The sequence below is a fragment of the Paenibacillus silvae genome (assembly GCF_014639235.1).
GTDB lineage: Bacteria > Bacillota > Bacilli > Paenibacillales > Paenibacillaceae > Paenibacillus > Paenibacillus silvae.
This window is the reverse complement of sequence record NZ_BMFU01000003.1, coordinates 451,373-469,488: the sequence shown is the minus strand read 5'-3', so window position 1 is coordinate 469,488 and position 18,116 is coordinate 451,373. Positions and strand designations below refer to the sequence as shown.

11 protein-coding genes and 1 pseudogene are annotated in these 18,116 nt (G+C 46.8%); 5 read left to right on the top strand and 7 right to left on the bottom strand.

Annotated features, from left to right (window positions below; genetic code table 11):
- Window positions 1-359: 359 nt before the first annotated feature.
- On the top strand, window positions 360-2,177 hold the full coding sequence (gene kimA, locus IEW26_RS13055) for a potassium transporter KimA (protein WP_145403823.1): 1,818 nt from the start codon (window positions 360-362) through the stop codon (window positions 2,175-2,177).
- A gap of 538 nt (window positions 2,178-2,715) precedes the next feature.
- Here kimA and IEW26_RS13050 read toward each other — a convergent pair.
- Window positions 2,716-3,617, bottom strand: a pseudogene (locus tag IEW26_RS13050) (IS30 family transposase); the annotation flags it as partial.
- 123 nt (window positions 3,618-3,740) lie between these two features.
- Between IEW26_RS13050 and IEW26_RS13045 the strand changes: the two are divergent.
- A complete protein-coding gene (locus IEW26_RS13045; RefSeq protein ID WP_188592720.1) occupies window positions 3,741-4,832 on the top strand; it encodes a copper amine oxidase N-terminal domain-containing protein in 1,092 nt (363 codons plus the stop codon).
- 164 nt (window positions 4,833-4,996) lie between these two features.
- Here IEW26_RS13045 and IEW26_RS13040 read toward each other — a convergent pair whose 3' ends face one another.
- Together IEW26_RS13040 and IEW26_RS13035 are read right to left on the bottom strand one after the other, a co-directional pair.
- On the bottom strand, window positions 4,997-7,597 hold the full coding sequence (locus tag IEW26_RS13040; RefSeq protein WP_188592719.1) for a glycine betaine ABC transporter substrate-binding protein: 2,601 nt from the start codon (window positions 7,595-7,597) through the stop codon (window positions 4,997-4,999).
- Entirely contained in the window at window positions 7,563-8,792 is a 1,230-nt protein-coding gene (locus tag IEW26_RS13035; RefSeq protein ID WP_145403416.1) for a quaternary amine ABC transporter ATP-binding protein, read from the bottom strand. The genes IEW26_RS13040 and IEW26_RS13035 overlap by 35 nt, the downstream gene beginning before the upstream one ends.
- Window positions 8,793-9,293: 501 nt before the next feature.
- Here IEW26_RS13035 and IEW26_RS13030 point away from each other — a divergent pair.
- On the top strand, window positions 9,294-9,905 hold the full coding sequence (locus tag IEW26_RS13030; protein ID WP_188592718.1) for a GbsR/MarR family transcriptional regulator: 612 nt from the start codon (window positions 9,294-9,296) through the stop codon (window positions 9,903-9,905).
- A gap of 53 nt (window positions 9,906-9,958) precedes the next feature.
- On the opposite strand, the gene IEW26_RS13025 is transcribed toward IEW26_RS13030, so the two are convergent.
- The 4 genes from IEW26_RS13025 to IEW26_RS13010 all read right to left on the bottom strand — a co-directional run bounded on the left by IEW26_RS13025 (window position 9,959) and on the right by IEW26_RS13010 (window position 14,770).
- Window positions 9,959-11,377 carry an AraC family transcriptional regulator gene (locus IEW26_RS13025; protein ID WP_188592717.1) on the bottom strand — a complete coding sequence of 473 codons (1,419 nt, stop codon included), beginning with the start codon at window positions 11,375-11,377 and terminating at the stop codon, window positions 9,959-9,961.
- A gap of 255 nt (window positions 11,378-11,632) precedes the next feature.
- The gene (locus tag IEW26_RS13020) at window positions 11,633-12,919 is read right to left on the bottom strand and encodes a DUF5050 domain-containing protein (protein WP_188592716.1); all 1,287 of its coding nucleotides are present in this window, start codon (window positions 12,917-12,919) and stop codon (window positions 11,633-11,635) included.
- A gap of 122 nt (window positions 12,920-13,041) precedes the next feature.
- Entirely contained in the window at window positions 13,042-13,875 is an 834-nt protein-coding gene (locus tag IEW26_RS13015) for an ABC transporter permease subunit (protein ID WP_188592715.1), read from the bottom strand.
- Window positions 13,868-14,770: an ABC transporter ATP-binding protein gene (locus tag IEW26_RS13010; protein WP_188592714.1), complete on the bottom strand. Its 903-nt coding sequence runs from the start codon at window positions 14,768-14,770 to the stop codon at window positions 13,868-13,870. The genes IEW26_RS13015 and IEW26_RS13010 overlap by 8 nt, the downstream gene beginning before the upstream one ends.
- Window positions 14,771-15,166: 396 nt before the next feature.
- Here IEW26_RS13010 and IEW26_RS13005 point away from each other — a divergent pair, with 396 nt between their 5' ends.
- Both IEW26_RS13005 and IEW26_RS13000 read left to right on the top strand, forming a co-directional pair.
- Window positions 15,167-17,002 (top strand): HSP90 family protein, encoded by a 1,836-nt coding sequence (locus IEW26_RS13005; RefSeq protein WP_188592713.1) that lies wholly within the window; start codon window positions 15,167-15,169, stop codon window positions 17,000-17,002.
- Window positions 17,002-18,057, top strand: coding sequence for a hypothetical protein (locus IEW26_RS13000; protein WP_188592712.1), 1,056 nt, complete (start codon window positions 17,002-17,004; stop codon window positions 18,055-18,057). Before IEW26_RS13005 ends, IEW26_RS13000 begins: the two co-directional genes overlap by 1 nt.
- Window positions 18,058-18,116 lie beyond the last annotated feature (59 nt).

The window sequence follows — 18,116 nt, the reverse complement described above, 5'->3', positions numbered from 1 at the left end:
AAATTCTAGCCATACATATGGTGTTTTTTATTTGAAAATTTTGATTAATTCTATTTCCTATAGAAAAAGTGGTCTTTGGTTCTCATAACCGAAGGCCTTTTTCGTTTTTCAGGCAATCAATCGCCGTTTTAGCTCAAAAACGTTCAAATTACCGAATAAGAATGGCTTTGTTATCAAATATTGAATCGTAGAATGTATTATCACGCGCTGGCGATTTTCGGGTGAAATGACATATTGTCAATGGCTCTGCGATTTTGCATAATAACAATGCTTCACAGATGAGCTGAGGCAAGAAACAAAGGATTACAGGTAAACAGAGACAAGGATTTATAGATATGAGATGGAAGGAAGTTATGATCATGCTTGGCAAAATGAAGAGAATCTTAATCGGCAAGCCAATGAAGTCGGCTGAATTGGATGCAGAAAAATTGGGGAAATGGAAGGCGCTCGCCATCCTCTCTTCCGATGCTTTATCATCCGTGGCCTACGGTACGGAACAGATTTTGCTTGTGCTGGTTGCAGCCGGATTCGCGGCGCTGTGGTATTCGGTTCCGATCTCCATCGCCGTGCTGGGATTACTCGTCATTTTAATTTTTTCGTATCGTCAGACGATATTTGCTTATCCTACAGGGGGCGGCGCATACATCGTAGCCAAGGATAATCTGGGCACTACACCGAGTTTGATTGCCGGAGGTTCGCTGCTGGTCGATTATATTCTGACGGTGGCTGTAAGCTCATCCGCAGGTACGGACGCGATCACATCCGCTTTTCCTGTACTGCATGACTATAGTGTCATTATCGCACTGATCATGATTGTATTTCTGACCGTTATGAACTTGCGTGGGGTTACGGAGTCTGCTTCGGTGCTTGCTATCCCCATTTATCTATTTATTTTTTCAATTGCGATTCTCATTATTTCCGGTGGTATCAAGTTTCTGACTGGCGGAATGCATGCTGCTGCACCGGAATTCGGAGCAAGCCTGTCGCACGTTAGCCTCTTCCTGCTGCTCAAGGCATTCAGCTCCGGCTGTTCCGCCTTGACCGGGGTAGAGGCAGTGAGCAACGCGATTCCGAACTTCAAGCAGCCTGCTGAGAAAAATGCTGCCGGGACGCTGCTGCTGATGGGATGTATCCTGGGTGCGATGTTTATCGGGATTACACTCCTGGCGTATGGTTACGGTATTAAACCGGACCCGAAAGCAACGGTGATTTCCCAGATTGCCGAAGCAACGTTTGGCCGAGGGGGCATGTATTTTATCATTCAAGGGGTAACTGCTTTAATCCTGTTCCTGGCAGCCAATACGGCGTACTCGGCGTTCCCGCTCCTGTCCTTTATGATGGCAAAGGATAAATACATGCCGCATATGTTTATGGTCAGAGGAGACCGATTGGGCTTCTCCAACGGTATTATTTTTCTCAGCGTGATGTCCGCACTGCTTGTGGTAGGATTCAAAGGGGATACGGGCAGCCTGATTCCGCTCTACGCGGTAGGGGTATTCATTCCGTTTACACTGTCGCAGCTCGGCATGATGATACGCTGGATCAAAATCAAACCGTCCGGATGGCAGACAAAACTGCTTGTAAACACAATCGGCATGCTGACCACGCTGTCCATTACGCTGATTTTTATTTTCACCAAGTTTACCCAGACATGGGTTATTTTTATCTTTTTGCCGCTCGTGGTCTATGTGTTCATGCGCATTAAACGTCACTATTGCAATATCGCAGATGAGCTGCGGATTGATATTCAGGTGGATAAACCGGCCAAGAAGGGCAACACCATTGTCATTCCGGTGGCGGGCATTACCCGGGTGGTTATGAATACGATCAGTTATGCCCAGACGATGTCGGATCATGTGGTGGCGCTGTACATTGGCTTCGACGATGAGGCGATTCGCAAGATGGAGCAGAAGTGGGAGGAATGGAATCCGGGTGTGCGTCTGGTCGTGATCAAATCCCGCTATCGCAGCATTATGGGGCCGCTTAAAAAGTTCATTGATACGGTGGAATGGAAAACAGCCGAAACGGATCATATTACTATTCTGATTCCACAATTCATTACCAAGCACTGGTGGCAAAATGTACTGCATAACCAGACCAGCTTCATGATCCGGGCTTATCTGATCAATTATAAAGATGTGATTGTTACAACGGTGCCGTATCATCTTAATCGGTAATTGCGGCCTATGCATGATAGCTTCACTGCTGGATAACCATGAGGTACAGATGGATGTACAGAATATTGTAAAATGACCCGATCGCAGAGGAAAGTGTACATTTAATACATGCTTAACACATTGAATCGTGAGTTCTCTTCAGAAATGTAGAGAACTCGCGATTTTTTTTGGATTGTGTATATTGATGGCTCCTCTTTCGTCTGATGCTGCATTGTGTAAATCCCTTAATCAGGATTAACATTAAATTCATCAAGGGCATATCTATGTTTCACATTGGATTTCTACACTATAACCAGAAGGTAAATTATGTAAACGACGGAGTGGAGGAACAATAAAAGTGATAAAACGACAATCTGCCAACGTATGACGAATGATGGTTGAAAAGGAAGACTAAAAGATTTTCAGATGCGGCGATCCAGCAGATCGTCGTCTTGATGTGCGTTAGGACTGATACCTTTCTTTCTGTGAGTATGCATCAGAAGTAGTATTTGGTATTTAGTGCTAATTACACTTTTCTATATTTCTTTATGACGGATTGTCAAGCCAAGTGCGACAGTACCTCCGAAAAGGATTCGTGAGCGGTTCGCCAACTCAAACATTTACGTGGTCTGTTATTGATCGAGTCCAGAGCGTTTTCCAGCGCTTCAGCCGTGATTTGGGCAAAATCCGTCCCCTTGGGGAAAAACTCTCGCAGGAGGCCATTGGCATTTTCATTCGAGCCGCGTTGCCAGGAGGAATACGGATATGCAAAATACACCTGCACGCCATGAACGGCTTCCAGGCTTTTGTAACAGGCGAACTCCTTGCCATGGTCTGCGGTAGCGGTTTGAAACGCTTGAGAAGGATACTGCGAAGCTGCTACTCCAAAGGCAATCTCCATGGACAACGCGGTACGATCAGGCATACGAATGGCTATACAAGCGGGTCTTTCGCTCGATGAACGTCGCTACGCAGCCCTTGCTTTCCCCATGACCTGAAACCACCGTATCCAGTTCCCAGTGGCCGAAGGTCTCCCGGTGACGAACCTCTTTCGGGCGTTGAGAGATGGGCTTGCCCACAGCAAACTTGCCGCGTGTCTCTGCTGGCTTTTGACGCTTCCCTTTGTGCCTGAGGACGGCAAGCATGCCTTTCACCAGACGGCCGGTATAAAGCTAACGATAGATCGTTTTAAAACATATCATCGCTTGACCCTCCTGACGCAAACGCTCTACGATCTGCTCTGGACACCAGGTTGCCTGAAGCTTTTCTTCGATGCGACTCGCCAGTTCTGGATTCCACTTCCCTGCGGAAACGGAGGCTTTACGGCGCTGGACATAGCCCTCTTGAGCGTTCTCCGCGCCGTAGGGGTGTTCTTACTGTATTTCGGCGGAGTTCCCGGCCAATGGTGGCGTGATGTCTGCCTAGTTCTTTCGCAATCGCTCGGGTACTTTTCCCCTGTTCAAAAAATTAATTTTTTGAAAATAATACCGAAAAAAGATATATAATAGGGAGGGGGAAGTAGAGTTCTCAATAAACAAAGGTTGCTTGAAGCAAAGAGACTACATACGAGAAGGAGAAAAAAGAATGAAAAAAATCAGTGTACTGGTCATGTTTTTTATGTTTTTATTCGGTTCCCATGTGTTTGCAGAGGACTTAAAAGTAAAGGATATTGAACTCGATCCTTCAATTATGGCTTCTGTCGGAGATAAGTTTAATTTGAATATTTATGTTATTTATGATGATGAATCCACATTACACGATGCCAATGATCCATATTATCGAAGAAGTGTAGGTCTTACCAAAACAGACTTTACAATTAGTGATCCACACCTGCTTCAGGTATTAAGTAATGGCATGGTCAAAATGATAGGCGTTGGTTCTTCCAAAATTACAGTTAAGGTTGAAAATATAGAAAAGTCAGTCACCATTTCAGGAAGCTTAGACAATGCAATAGATGGGGGTTATCTCAAAAATGGTGTGACATTTGTTCCTATGAAAGAGGTAGTTCAAGCTATGGGAGGCAGTGTCAATTATTTGGGTCAACAGGGTCTCTTTGAAATTAAAGTTGGTTCCAAGCAAGTGAGTTTACCCAAATCGGGTACAAAGGCTAGTTTAAATGGCAATTCTCTCACGTTAAAATCTCCACTTCTTGTACAAAATGGCGTGACTTTAATGCCTGCTTCCGTACTATCGGATGCTTTTGGTGCAGGATTGAAAAACAATGGCGAAATGATGCAGATATCCATTGGTCAAGGAACAATGGATATTAAGATTGAACAGCCAAAAAAACAAAGCAGTGCCGCAGCGACTACTCCGGCTAAGAAAGGAAAACTTTACGCTGTACCAGCTACAGGAGATATGAAAGGTTGGAGTATTCTCAAAGGTCATCCATACGAGAAGAGTGTTATGGTTTACTTCAAAGTTGAGGGAACGATTGTACAGATTCATACGAAGGATATCAGTAAGGTAGATCTGAACAAAAAGGTTAAGTGGACAGATGTGAACGGTAAAAAACATACCAATACCGTAAAGGAGCTATATCTGTTTTTCGGAAAAACGAGTGGGCTGTATTCCAGTGAGTTACTGTATAAAATATTCGGACAGACCTACGCTGACTGGATTGCCATAGGTTCGATTAACGCAGAAAAGTATGTCGATCAGTATTTGCAACAATAAAAGGACAGAGACGAAGAAGGCATGCAAAGCCACTTCGTCTCTTTGGTTTAATTTAGACTCCCTCCCTTCTCCGTATGTTTAGAGAAGGGGGTTCATTTAAAGAAATAACAATATTAGAACAGATATAATGACGGACAAAATAAAGGCTGTAAAATGGTTCGGACTTAATGATCTTTTAAATCTGCAATGGATTTAACATCCATGTAGGCTGGCACGACCAGACCGGTTTTGACACCTGTCATATTGGCACCAAGATCATCTAACTGATCTTTGTATTTCGCCCAATAATCAGCATGGGTGAGTGGAAGCCAGGCTGCCGGAGAGGCATCAACGTCACCTGAAGCAACGCCAGTCCACATTGGTCCGGCTTCCACTTGCAACGCGGTTACTTTATAACCGAGCTTGTTTTCCATTACATATTTTAGCAGATTGGTGCTTGCAATCTCGGAGTCCCAAGCGACATAACCGAGACGGAACGTCTCACCGTTCACAGGAGTCAGACCTTTGGTCCATTCAGCAATCTGATCCTTATGCTTATCGGCATAGTCTTTGGCGGCCTGCTCAGGGGAAGTTCCTCCCTGGATGGCAATCATGATCTCGCCCATCTCATCGGAGGTCCACTTGAAACGGGACAGGAACTCATAAGCAACAGGCTGATCTTCTTTCAAGCCTTTACGAGCAATCGTATGAATCTCTTCAGCGTCACCATAGACTTTATCAGGATCTTCCAGATATTTGAGATCATATTGATTGAACATCCAGTGCGGTGTCCAGCCAGTAATGATAATCGGGTCTTCGTTCTTGTATGCTTTGTCCAGCGTAGCCGTCATGGCTGCGCCGGACCCTTCTACGAGATTCCAGTTCGTCAGACCATATTTCTCAATCGCAGCTGCAGTGGATTTCATAATGCCTGCGCCTGGATCAATCCCGATGATCTGATGATTTACTTCGTTTCCGATATTAGCACTCGCTGCAGGTGCAGCAGATGAATCGGAAGAAGAAGCACCTTTTTCCAAGTCCTCAATGGAGTTGACGTCTGTCATGTATTTCGGAACAACGAGACCTGTGCGAACACCTGTCATGTTGGCTCCAAGATCCTCGACCTGATCCTTGTAACGTGCCCAATAATCAGCATGCGTCAGCGGCAGCCATGCGGCAGGAGAAGCATCAACATCACCTGAAGCGACACCAGTCCACATCGGTCCTGCTTCGACCTGAAGCGCATTGACTTTGTAGCCAAGCTTGGTTTCCATGACATATTTCAGCAGGTTGGTGCTGGCGATCTCTGAATCCCATGCAACGTAGCTCAGTTTAAACGTATCGCCGTTCACAGGAGTCAGACCTTTGGTCCATTCATTGATCTGATCCGCATGTTTCTCGGCATACTCTTTGGCTGCCTGTTCAGGGGAAGTACCGTCCTGAATCGCAATCATCATCTCACCCATCTCATCAGAGGTCCACTTGAAGCGGGAGAGGAACTCGTAAGCAACAGGGTGATCGGCCTTCAAACCTTTGCGGGCAATCGTATGGATCTCTTCGGCATCCCCGAAGGACTTCTTCGGATCTTCCAGATATTTCAGATCGTACTTGTTGAACATCCAGTGAGGCGTCCAGCCTGTAACGATAATCGGTTCTTTGTTCTTGAGCGCTTTGTCTAGTGTAGCAGTCATCGCTGCGCCAGAACCTTCAATCAGATTCCAATCGGACAATTGATAATCTTCTATCGCTTTAGCTGCAGATTTCATAATGCCAGCACCAGGGTCGATACCGATAATTTGATAGTTGACTTCTTCACCTACAGCGTTCGCTGTTCCATTGTTGCCGCCTGCAGATGTTGTGCTGCCAGTGAAATATTGAGAGAAGCCAGCAACGAGAACGAGCAGTGTTGCTGCAGCAGTAATCCAGACCTTTTGTCGGGTTGAGACACGGGAAGTCTTTTTGCGGCCTGGCATAAACAGGTTTTGAGTAAAGCGGTCAAGCACGATAGCAAGCACCACGACAGCAAGACCGGCTTCAAAGCCTTTACCGATCTGCAGCTGTGTTACGGCACGGTAAACTTCCGCACCGATACCCTGTGCACCGATCATGGATGCAATAACAACCATGGAAAGGGACAGCATGATGGTCTGGTTAATACCGGACATCACGGTTGGCAGCGCGAGTGGAAGCTGAACTTTAAATAATTTTTGAGCTGAGGTTGATCCAAAGGCATCCGCGGCCTCCACCAGCTCACTGGATACCTGTTTGATACCCAGGTGTGTCAGACGAATCGTTGGCGGGATCGCGAAGATTACGGAGGCGATGACGCCCGGAACAACGCCGAGACTAAAGAACGTAACCGCTGGCAGCAGATATACGAATGCTGGCATGGTCTGCATAAAGTCGAGCAGCGGTGTGATAATGCGTGCTGCTGTTTTGCTGTATGCCAGCCAGATGCCGACAGGCACGCCCAACAGGATGGAGATTAATCCTGACGTAATAACGAGACCGAGGGTGTCCATGGATTGGGACCAGTAGCCCAGGTTATCTACGAGCAGGAAACCGATCACGGTAAACAAGGTAAGTGGCAATCTGCCTACCAGAAATGCCAGTACACCTAATATAACAATGAACAGGAGCGGGTGAGGCAGCATAAACAGCCCGGAGAAAAATCCGACCACTTCCTGAATAACGACAGAGATGACTTTAAACAATCCGGAGAGCGAGGAGCTCATCCAGTCAACGATGGATTCAATCCACGATGCTAGTGGTATTTTGGGAATCATTCACAGCTTCCTCCTTTTCTGCAACTTCACCGCTTAGAGCACCCAGCAGGGCACCGCGAACGATAACACCTTGCAGACGACCCGTCTCGCTTACAACGGCGAGTGGCACATGGGCTGAACTTACAATTTCAAACAATTCATGAATCAAGGTCTCAGACGACACCGTCGGCCCATCTGTAATCAGAATGTCGTTTAAAACTTTATTTTCGCGCATCGCACGGGTTGCGTCTTCTGCAGTAATGACACCTAACAGCTTTTTCGAACGGTCAATAACAAACAGGTTCGAGATTCCTCGCTCACGCATCAATTCGAGAGCAACACGAGGGCCACGATCAAGTGTAATCGTTTCTGGTCGGCGCATGACGTGTGATGCTGTAAGGACCTTGGACAAATCCACGTCTTCGACGAAGCGGGCCACATATGAGTTGGCCGGTTGAATCATAATTTCCTCCGGTGTACCGATCTGCACAACGGCGCCGTCTTTCATAAGAGCAATTCGATCGCCGATGCGCAGCGCTTCGTCCAAGTCATGGGTAATGAAAATAATGGTCTTTTTCATTTTATCCTGAAGCTCGATCAACTCGTCCTGCATATCCCGGCGAATCAATGGATCAAGCGCACTGAAGGCTTCATCCATCAGCAGAACTTCCGGGTCATTTGCAAGAGCACGGGCTAGTCCGACACGCTGCTGCATTCCGCCGCTCAGCTCATCCGGCATTTTGTCTTCCCAGCCTTTAAGGCCAACCAGCTCAAGAGAAGCCTTGGCCTTTTCCCGGCGTACTTCCTTATCTACTTTTTGAATTTCCAAGCCATATTCCACATTATCAAGAACGGTTCGGTGCGGGAACAACGCAAATTTCTGGAACACCATGCTGATCGTTTTCCGGCGCACTTCACGCAGCTGCTCTTTGTTCATTTTACGCAGATCTTTACCATGGACCAGAATTTCGCCAGATGTAGGTTCAATCAGACGATTGAACATCCGAACCAGCGTAGACTTACCACTCCCTGACAGGCCCATAATGACGAAAATTTCACCTTCATTGATTTCCATGTTGACCCGGTTGACACCAACCGTTATCTGTTTTTCTTTGGCCAACTTTTCTTTGCCCCAACCTTGCTCCAGTAATTGCAGACCTTGCTCGGTTTGGGGGCCAAACAGTTTACTTACGTTTTTCACTTCAAGTATGGTCATGTTTTCACCCCTTCTGATGTGTTTTGCACTTCGAACGGCGTTCAGCAGTCACAAGCCCATACACTTGTGCGCCCAGCCACGAAATCCGGTATTCATGCTTCGCTTCCCGTCTTTCTGGGTAACGGTTTGTATTCTAACAGTACTTAACCAGTATATCAACTGAATAAACAGTACATAATGTTTGTACAGTAAAAACTGTACAAAGTTTTCCTCTCAAATGCTCCATCTATCTCCTTATTCTGGCTGATTCGGTATCTTTACATTTATTATGGCTTTTCCTACAATAGAAAATGAGCTGAATTAAAGCTTATTTTTTTGGTTAAAAGATCATCGTAGGCAAAATAAAGCATGGTAAAGTTCCCAATATTAGTATCTGGGTACAGAAGATTTCCTGGCATATAGGATGTCCGGCCGGAAGCTTTCTCATGTATATAAGCTAGACTTGAACATGCGGGAATTTTTTTGCCAAGACTGGGAATGTTCAGAATGGAGGTTGCAAGCATGAGCTTGGACCATTTGAAAGAGGATCAGCAGGCTACCGTACTGAAGATCCGTAAACGCGTAATCGAGGCCATTGGACGCAATATGGATCTATACGGCGTAACCTTGTCCACGGGACATTTATATGGATTGCTATTTTTCGCAGACAAACCGATGACCCTTGATGATATGGGCCGGGAAATGGAAATGAGCAAAACAAGTATGAGTACCGGAGTGCGCACGCTGCTGGATCTGAAAATGGTAAATAAGGTGTGGAGCAAAGGCTCCAGAAAAGATCTGTATGAAGTAGAGTATGACTGGCATCAGACCTTTACGGATTATTTCGTGATTAAATGGAGAAAAGCAGTGGAAAGCAACCTTCAGATTCTGCGCAAATCCGTTGACGAAATCAATCGCATTGTGAAAGACCTGGATGAGCAGGACGACGCCGAGCTTTTGCATGTACTGTCGGAGGATAAGCGAAAAGTACTCCAAGCGGAAGCATATTACCGCTGGCTGGACAGGCTTATTGATACAATGGAGGATGAGGAAATCTATAAGCTTGTTCCCAAAGAAGAGATCAGGGAAGAAATGAAAGATGAAGTTAAAGAGCAAATGAAAGAACAACTATAATAGTAGTGGCATAATACAAAGAGACCCTTTCTGCCTGAGAGGGTCTCTTTGTATTATTGTCCGATCACACTAAGGCTGGATTTTTTCACATGTGCAGAAGCTCGGGATGCCGCGGGCTCCACTGTGCTGCCTTTTTGCATCCGACGGGAAGGCATCCATGATTTGCTGCCACTAGTTTGCAATGGGCATGATGCCCCGCGAGTGTTTGCTTGCTCTGCCCAAACGGTGTGTTTCCGCTCCTGATGGGAAGCATGAAATGCTCCAGCCTCCAGCTGTTGGAACTCTACCTGCTTCAGGTACAGTTTGGCTTGCGGCTCGCGGCCAGTGAGCTCAGCCAGGCGTAAGCAGGTCTGCTTCCAGTCTCTTGTCACTTCGATCATGACGGTAGGAGCAATATTTTTCAGATGTTCATAATACGGCTCACAGGAAGCGTCCCCGATAATCAGATCAGGCTTGGCGCGGCGCAGCCGATCGAGCTTGCTCGTTAACGAAGGTGTTTGCGCTGCGGGTTTTGCCGAAGTGGCTGCAATGGCTTGATTGGTGTTTGGATGAAAGCTCAAATTCAGTGATTCAACAGGCTGCAATCCTAACAAGCCTAGCTGTTCGTCCAACCCAGTACTGGACACTGTAGCAACTCTTAAACGGTTTTTCTTCATATATATACTTGGTGCAATACCAAGCAGCTGTTTGAACTTGCGGCTAAAATAATATTCATTGCCATAACCGAGCGATTCGGCTACATCTTTGAGCACGCATTGATCCTCAGTTAATTGTTTCTTCGCTTCTTCAATACGCAGCTGGTTCAAATAATCGGTAGGAGACATGCCCTTGGCTTTTTTGAAACTGCGAGAGTATGAGCTCGGGGTGAGACCCGCAATTTTTGCCAGATGATCCATGCTGATGCCTTCACTCATGAACCGTCGCATATAAGTAATGCTGCGTTCTACCGCAGGATCTACCTTTTCAAGATTAGCTTCCAGACGGTGTTCAGTCAGGAAGTGCAGCAGCTCATGCAGCTGGCTATGTATACTTATAAAGTAATCCGCATGCTCGCCACGATAACAGTCGTACAGCTTGCTCATGCGTAATGCGGCCTGGTGTTCGTTTCGAATTCGAAGTTTACCTGTTTGCCAATCCGAAGGCAGAGAGGGGGCGGGAGTCATTTGCCACTGACCACGTACTCGCTTCATACGCATATGCTCCATACTTAACATTAGAAATTCGGTCATATCTGAATGGCATACTGCTTCGATGGTAGTACCCGGTTTAATCATAAACAATTCTCCGGCTTGTGCTTCATGCACGATATCGTCCAGAGCCAGCAGGCCTTTGCCTTGTAAAATAAGACAAAGTATGGGCCGGGTTACCGTCATGCCTTGTACACGAAAATGTCCTCTGCGGCGTACACGGCACATTGAAGAGAGCAGTGGCAGAGAAGAGGTTTCGGTTAATTGGGGAAACGATTCATTCATTCGGACCATCCTTTTGTCTTATTTTCTTAATGATAACAATTATCATTCTCAAATGGAAGGCGTTTTTAAAAAAATATTTTGACGAAACACGAAACACGAAACATGAAACACGAAACACAAAACACAGATCACAAATCACAAAGCATAAATTGCAAAAAGAAATTAAAAAAGGATGACCTTCAGCACTGTGGCTGAAAAAGTCATCCTTATTCTAGCTATACATTGTCATACATGAAACAACGTTCATGCATGTTTTTAATTTGGTGTAATCAACAGAATGTCATCCAGGAAAATGTCACTCAGCACTTTTTGTCCTTTTCCATTGGCCGCTGAATAATATAAACGGTATTCGTCACTGGCATGAATATAGAAGATGCCCGGAACATCATTACGAAAGTGGAAGGCATCCCATTCCTCGCCAGCGATTTTGCTGACCTTAAGCTCAGTACTGACTGCATAGAGCCCGTTTTTACCAGAGATGTAAGCTACCTCAGCCTTGTCATTCATGTACTGATTCAAAATGTAAGTGACATTGCTCAGATTCAGGTTTGTCGTTTTGCTTACCTTGGCAGCAGTAACCGTTTTGGCATAAGCTTTTTTGTCCGCATCAATAATTACGACCTTGTCGCTTCCCACCGAGCTGACCTCACGCACACTTTTGGAGTGAAGCAGGAACGTTTTTCCCGAGGTTGTCAGGGCATACGCTTTACCTTTGGTATAGTTGTACTCCTTGTCGGTGTCCAGACTGATTCCATTATTGTATACGTACAGATTGCTGCTCCAGCCACCGGAATACACGGCGTTGACATCCAGCTTCGCTTTTGCGTTTACTGCAGTGCCTTTGCCTGTATTGTAATTGGCTTTGTACATGACGATGGCATTGGTGGAGTAATAGCGCTCGTCAGGATTAGTGTTGACCATAAGCTGGATTTCATTCTTCGTAAAGTTTACAAAATGAGGACCCTCTACAGCGCCTTTTGCAAGGCTTTGCACTGACCCTGTGCCGTTAGAGGCTTTGGACGCAACCCAGGTCTTGCCGTTAATCAGAGAGTTGTAGTAGACACGTCCTTTGGTCACGACAAGTAGTGGAAAATCCGTATCTGCCTTCTCTGTGATTTTGGTAGCTGAGGAAGCAGCCTGATCACCATTGGCACGGTAAATGTTACCCTTGGAGTCCAGGTAATAGATGAATCCGTTATCTGCATAATAATTGATTACATCGGTAGCAAAGGTCTCGGCTGCATCACTGGAGCCGTCATTTGGAACGCGAAGCAGGGTGGAGGAGGTGGGAGTCTGTGTGTAATATAGATACGATCCAGCAGCAACCATATCCACGCCTTCAAAATCAAGCAGTACCTCCGTTGTCTGGCTGCCATCACCGGATACTTTGTAGAGTACGCCATCCGAATCATAATAAACGGTAGATTGGCTAAGTGAAGCTGCTTGTGTATTGGTTCCTCCACTTAATGCCCCGACTGCCACGAAACTCAGAAGCAGTAAAGTGCAGAGGGCGCGCTGCAAAAATGCAGGCTTTTTCTTCATTTGAACATCGTCACCTTTCATCGTGTTATGTATGTATACTTTTTTTCTATCGTAGCTTATATCGGTAAACAATGGAAGATTTGTTAGAGGGAAAAGGTGAACATGAGAACATCTTTTGCAGCTTAAATCTGACTTTCCGCGAGCTGCTGGCGGCGATTCCAGACGGTCACCAGACGAAGCAGTATGCAGCTTATAATCAGCATGACGGCTCCGATGCCCAGAAGCATCCACGGCCCAATCATTAACATGCCCGTTGCCTGACCAGCAATTAGACCCAGCAAGGGCAGTACGACAAGTCCGCCGAGCTGATAGGCTTCCTGAAATCCCCGTACTTTAGCGGAGATAAGCACATTGAGCAGAATGACAGCGAGACTGCAGGTCGGCACAACCCAGAGGATCAGAATGATCCAGTTCACGTTAGGGAACATCAACTTGTCGAACAGAGGATACATCAGAATATTGGCCATGATGCCATACAGGATAAATGTAATCCAGGATAATAAAATAGAGGGAATGAGAGCTGCGAGCACTTTGCCTGTGAACAAGGTTTCCATGCTCATAGGGGTAAACAAGAGTCCCTCCAGTGTTTTGCGTTCCTTTTCTCCGGCGAAGCTGTTCGCAGTCAGTATGCTGGAGGCCATCACCGGTATGATGAGAAATAATGGTGCGAACATGTATAAGCCCAGATAATAAACGATCCGTTGATTGTCTGTGGTCATGCCAGCGAGAGAAGGCAGCTGTCCGCCCTGCATCACTTTATTCAATGTTTCCAGAATGACGTTGATATTGTTAATCGAATGCAGATTCATGCTGGATGCTGCCCAGATCAAAGCAGAGGGCACAATGATGCCAATAATCAAGGGTACGATCAGCATAGGCAGCCACAGCTGCACACTGGATGTAACCGAACGGATATCTTTACGAATGATTGCACGCAGTGCTTGACGATTATTCATGAGCATTTGCCTCCCTGATTGCAAAATAGATGCTTTCCAGATCATTGCCTTCAATTCGTGCCTGATACACTTGACCACTTTCGGTTAACTGCCGCAGCAGCTGTGGAATCTGTTCACGAGAGGATAACTGAAACGTAGCTGAATGTGAATTTGCAGCAACAGGCGAGAAGGCTCCAGTTATCCAGCCATTCGGCATATCTGCCTCGACCTCCAGCCGTGGTTCAGATTGATACCGCTGAATGATCTCCTGTTCGGTGCCCTTCTCCACAATGCGACCTTTCTCCATAAAAATATAATCATTACACACAGCGGACAATTGGGTCAGCACATGTGATGAGATCAGAATAGTCATGCCTTGCTCCACATTCAGGCGGCGAAGGATACGCAGAACCATCTGAATTCCATCAGGATCAAGACCGTTGGTCGGCTCATCCAGAAAGAGAATAGATGGACGGTGGAGCAGCACCCGGGCAAGGCCCAGCCTTTTTTTCATACCTGTGCTGTATGTGCCGACCTTGCGATGCTGATAATCCTGAATTTCAAGCAATTCAACCAGCTCGTCAATTCGTTCAGCAGGACATTTTAATGCAAAGGCATCCGCGAAAAAAAGCAGGTTGTCCCGACCGCTCATATTTTCATACAAGCCGCTTTGCTCAGTCAAGGTGCCGCAGATGGACAGTACCTTTTCTGTCTCTTGCGATGTATTCATGCCCTGGATCATCACTTGACCAGCGTTTGCCCCGAGTACGCCGTTCATGATGCGGATCAAGGTCGTTTTACCCGAGCCGTTAGGCCCGATCAGACCCGTCACGCTGCCCTGCTGAATAGTGAAGCTGACATTCAGCAGGGCGGGCAGGGTGCCGAAATGTTTGGTTATGTTACGTGCTTCAATCATGTACAATCACCGTCCAATTCCTGAATTTGAAGATTATACGTGCAGCTGGCTCCAATCGTTCAATGCAAGACTAAAGAAGTGTATCTTCACTTCTATAGTCCCGGGTTTCGAGTGCATAATTCCCCGGGAAATTTCAATAAATCGGGTCTAAGGTTTGTTTTTTTGACAAGCTGGACGAGGTATCCTTGAAAAGAAGAACTTATTTTATCGTTTCATTGCTATCGTAAATGGCGTAATAGAGTATAGGCTCGTAATTTGGACTCTGATCTATAGAGTGTATGCCTCTATTACGATGCTTACATAATGAATTCGTCTAACACATCAGTATGTTCAGTGTGGTTGTCTCGCAGCTGCTTGCCTGCTGTGTCGGACTTGGAAGGAAAGGTGAATAGATTCATGAGTACACCCAACGAATATCGTTTTCAGGTAAACCTGAGCGGTATGATCCAGATTTTATCGAATCATCTATACAGCAGTCCAAAAGTATTTCTGCGCGAGCTTATGCAAAATGCAACAGATGCGATTACTGCTCGTAAGGAAGTGGAGCCTGGTTATCAGGGAGAAGCTCGGATCGAGCTGACAGGAACCGGAGATCAATTAACGATGATGGTGGAGGACAACGGGGTAGGTTTGACCGAAGCGGACATCCATGAGTTTCTGGCGATGATCGGACAATCATCGAAGCGCGGGCAGCAGGCGCTGCTGGATGGCGAGACCTCGTTTATCGGGCGTTTTGGCATCGGGCTGCTGAGCTGCTTCATGGTCAGTCATGAGATCGTCATGCTGACGCAATCGGTCAAGGGCGGTCCATCCATGGAATGGCGCGGCAAGCCGGACGGTACATATACAATCAGACAGCTGGACACACAATTGTCCCCGGGAACCAGAGTATATCTGCGATGCACGCCGGATGCAGCACACTATTTCGAAGCGGATTATGTAAAAGAAGCATTATTCTATTACGGTGCTCTGCTGCCTTATCCAGTCACACTGATTCATGACGGAGTCCAGACGATTGTGAACAACGATTCACCCATCTGGCTTACACGTCCTGAACTGGCACGTTCCTGCCGGGCGGAAGTGCTTGCTTTTGGGGAACGTCTGCTGGGCGAGAAGTTTCAGGATTTTATCCCGCTGACCACCGCTTCCGGACGCACAGGAGGTATCGCGTATGTGCTGCCGCATGCAGTGAATTTGAACGCGAAGCGATCTCACCGGGTGTATCTTAAACGCATGCTGATTTCGGAGAAAGCCGAGAACATTTTGCCGGACTGGGCCTTCTTTGTAAAGTGTCTGATCTGGACGGATGAGCTGCAGCCCACAGCTTCGAGAGAGCATTTTTACGAAAATGAAAAGCTGGAAGAAGTGCGCTCCGAGCTCGGAGACGCCCTGCGGATGGGGCTGGCAGAGATGGCCGAGCAGCAGACCGAACGTCTGCAGAAGCTGATTCGTCTGCATGCCCTTTCGATGAAGGCACTGGCTGTCCAAGACCAGGAATTCTACGCGATGATTCACCGCTGGCTGCCCTTTGAGACAACGCGAGGACATCGGGAGCTTGGTGAGCTGATTGATGAAGGTGAGACGCTTTATTATACAGGCTCCATTGACGAATACCGCCAGATTCACCATGTGGCTTCAGCGCAGTCGATGCTGGTCGTTAACGCTGGGTACATCTACGATAAAGAACTCATGGCGATGCTGCCTCTCATACTGAACAATGTACAGACCGAGCGAATCGAGCCGGATGAAGTATCGATGACATTCACGGATGTTGCACCTGCTGAGCGTAACCAATATTATGATGCATTGCGTCTGGCCGATTCGGCGTTACAACGATTCCGCTGCCGGGCAGAGGTGAAGGGCTTCAAGCCAGCTGACCTGCCGGTGTTGTTCACTCTTTCGCAGGAGTCATCCACGTTGCGTGCGCTGGAAAAAGCGAGCGAAGAGAGCACGGACTTGTTCTCCTCTGTTCTCGGTTCGTTGTCAGCAGGCATTAATTCAGCGGGGTACTCGACCCTGTATCTGAATGTGAACAATCCGATCATTAAACGGGTATTGACATCACCAGATAACCAGATGACACCGATTGCTATAGAAATGTTGTATGTCAACGCACTGATGATGGGGCATTATGCCATGAATAAGCAGGAGCTTGAGGTATTGAACCAGGGAATTGTTCGGTTCATTGATTGGGGTTTACGTGCAAATACGAATCACGAGGGAGATGCCTGATGAAGACAGAGATGGATTTTGAAGATTTGATGGAAGAGGCCTATCAGCTGCCAAATGGTTCGGCGAAGCTCGGTCTGCTGGAGGAAGCAGCGCGGGTAGCTGACGTCAATGGTATGGTTGAGGAAGCATATGAAGCACGCTCAGAGATTGTGGATGTAGCTACCTTCTGCGGGTATCCGATGAAAGCTTTGATCGCTTTTTCCTGGCAGCTTGGCAAGTTTGATCAGCAGCCAGACATGTATGATGAAGAGACGTTATTGTGGTCTTATAAATGGATTCTCGGCAAAATGCCCGATTTCCCGGAAATCTCACGTGAGAAGATTATGGAGCTGCTGGAGGACTTCGGAGCAAGGTTTAAGTCCTATGGGTACAGCGAGCGTTCTTACTGGTACTATCGTTTCCGCATCTTTATGGATTTTGGCGAACTGGAGGAAGCGGGACGCAGCTATGACAAGTTCAGAACGTTGGACCGCGACTTCATGAGTGACTGCGAGGCTTGTGAGCAGGATGAGATTATGCGTTATTTTATGTTAAAAGGAGACGACGAGAAGGTGCTGGAAGTGGCCAAGCCGATTCTCAAAGGACGCATGAGCTGTGCGGAGATCCCACATCTGACCTTGTCCGAAGTTCTGATGCCTCTGTATCGTCTGGGACGGAAGGATGAAGCAGATAAACATCAGGTTAAAGGATATCGTTTGATCAAAGGCGAAAATGATTTCGTGCAGAGTTTTTCAGAGCAGATGGAGTATCTCACACTTACGAATCCGGCTAAAGGGATTGATATCCTCGAAGAAACACTGGTGCTTGCAGCCGATCATGAGGATGCGTATGCCAAAATGATGTATTATGCGAAGGCAGCTTCGTTATTGCGGCGCTGGACTGAAGAAAAAGACGCAGAAGGCTATCGCCTGCGTCTGCCAGCTTCCTTCCCGTATGAAGGAGACCCTGGAGATCTGCTCAAGCTTGCAGACTATTTCGAAGAGCATGCCCGGGCTACTGCAGTCAAGTTTGATCAGCGTAACGGGAACACCCATGTATCCTCGTTAATTGCATAATTTAAAAGGCTTGTTCGTGAAGGGTAATCCCTTTCGAGCAAGCCTTTTTGCTGTTTACT

Excerpts from the sequence above, each read along its gene's own strand:
- kimA (WP_145403823.1), top strand. The coding sequence starts at position 360 with ATGCTTGGCAAAATGAAGAGAATCTTAATCGGCAAGCCAATGAAGTCG.
- IEW26_RS13045 (WP_188592720.1), top strand. The coding sequence starts at position 3,741 with ATGAAAAAAATCAGTGTACTGGTCATGTTTTTTATGTTTTTATTCGGT.
- IEW26_RS13040 (WP_188592719.1), bottom strand. The coding sequence starts at position 7,597 with ATGATTCCCAAAATACCACTAGCATCGTGGATTGAATCCATCGTTGAC.
- IEW26_RS13035 (WP_145403416.1), bottom strand. The coding sequence starts at position 8,792 with ATGACCATACTTGAAGTGAAAAACGTAAGTAAACTGTTTGGCCCCCAA.
- IEW26_RS13030 (WP_188592718.1), top strand. The coding sequence starts at position 9,294 with ATGAGCTTGGACCATTTGAAAGAGGATCAGCAGGCTACCGTACTGAAG.
- IEW26_RS13025 (WP_188592717.1), bottom strand. The coding sequence starts at position 11,377 with ATGAATGAATCGTTTCCCCAATTAACCGAAACCTCTTCTCTGCCACTG.
- IEW26_RS13020 (WP_188592716.1), bottom strand. The coding sequence starts at position 12,919 with ATGAAGAAAAAGCCTGCATTTTTGCAGCGCGCCCTCTGCACTTTACTG.
- IEW26_RS13015 (WP_188592715.1), bottom strand. The coding sequence starts at position 13,875 with ATGAATAATCGTCAAGCACTGCGTGCAATCATTCGTAAAGATATCCGT.
- IEW26_RS13010 (WP_188592714.1), bottom strand. The coding sequence starts at position 14,770 with ATGATTGAAGCACGTAACATAACCAAACATTTCGGCACCCTGCCCGCC.
- IEW26_RS13005 (WP_188592713.1), top strand. The coding sequence starts at position 15,167 with ATGAGTACACCCAACGAATATCGTTTTCAGGTAAACCTGAGCGGTATG.
- IEW26_RS13000 (WP_188592712.1), top strand. The coding sequence starts at position 17,002 with ATGAAGACAGAGATGGATTTTGAAGATTTGATGGAAGAGGCCTATCAG.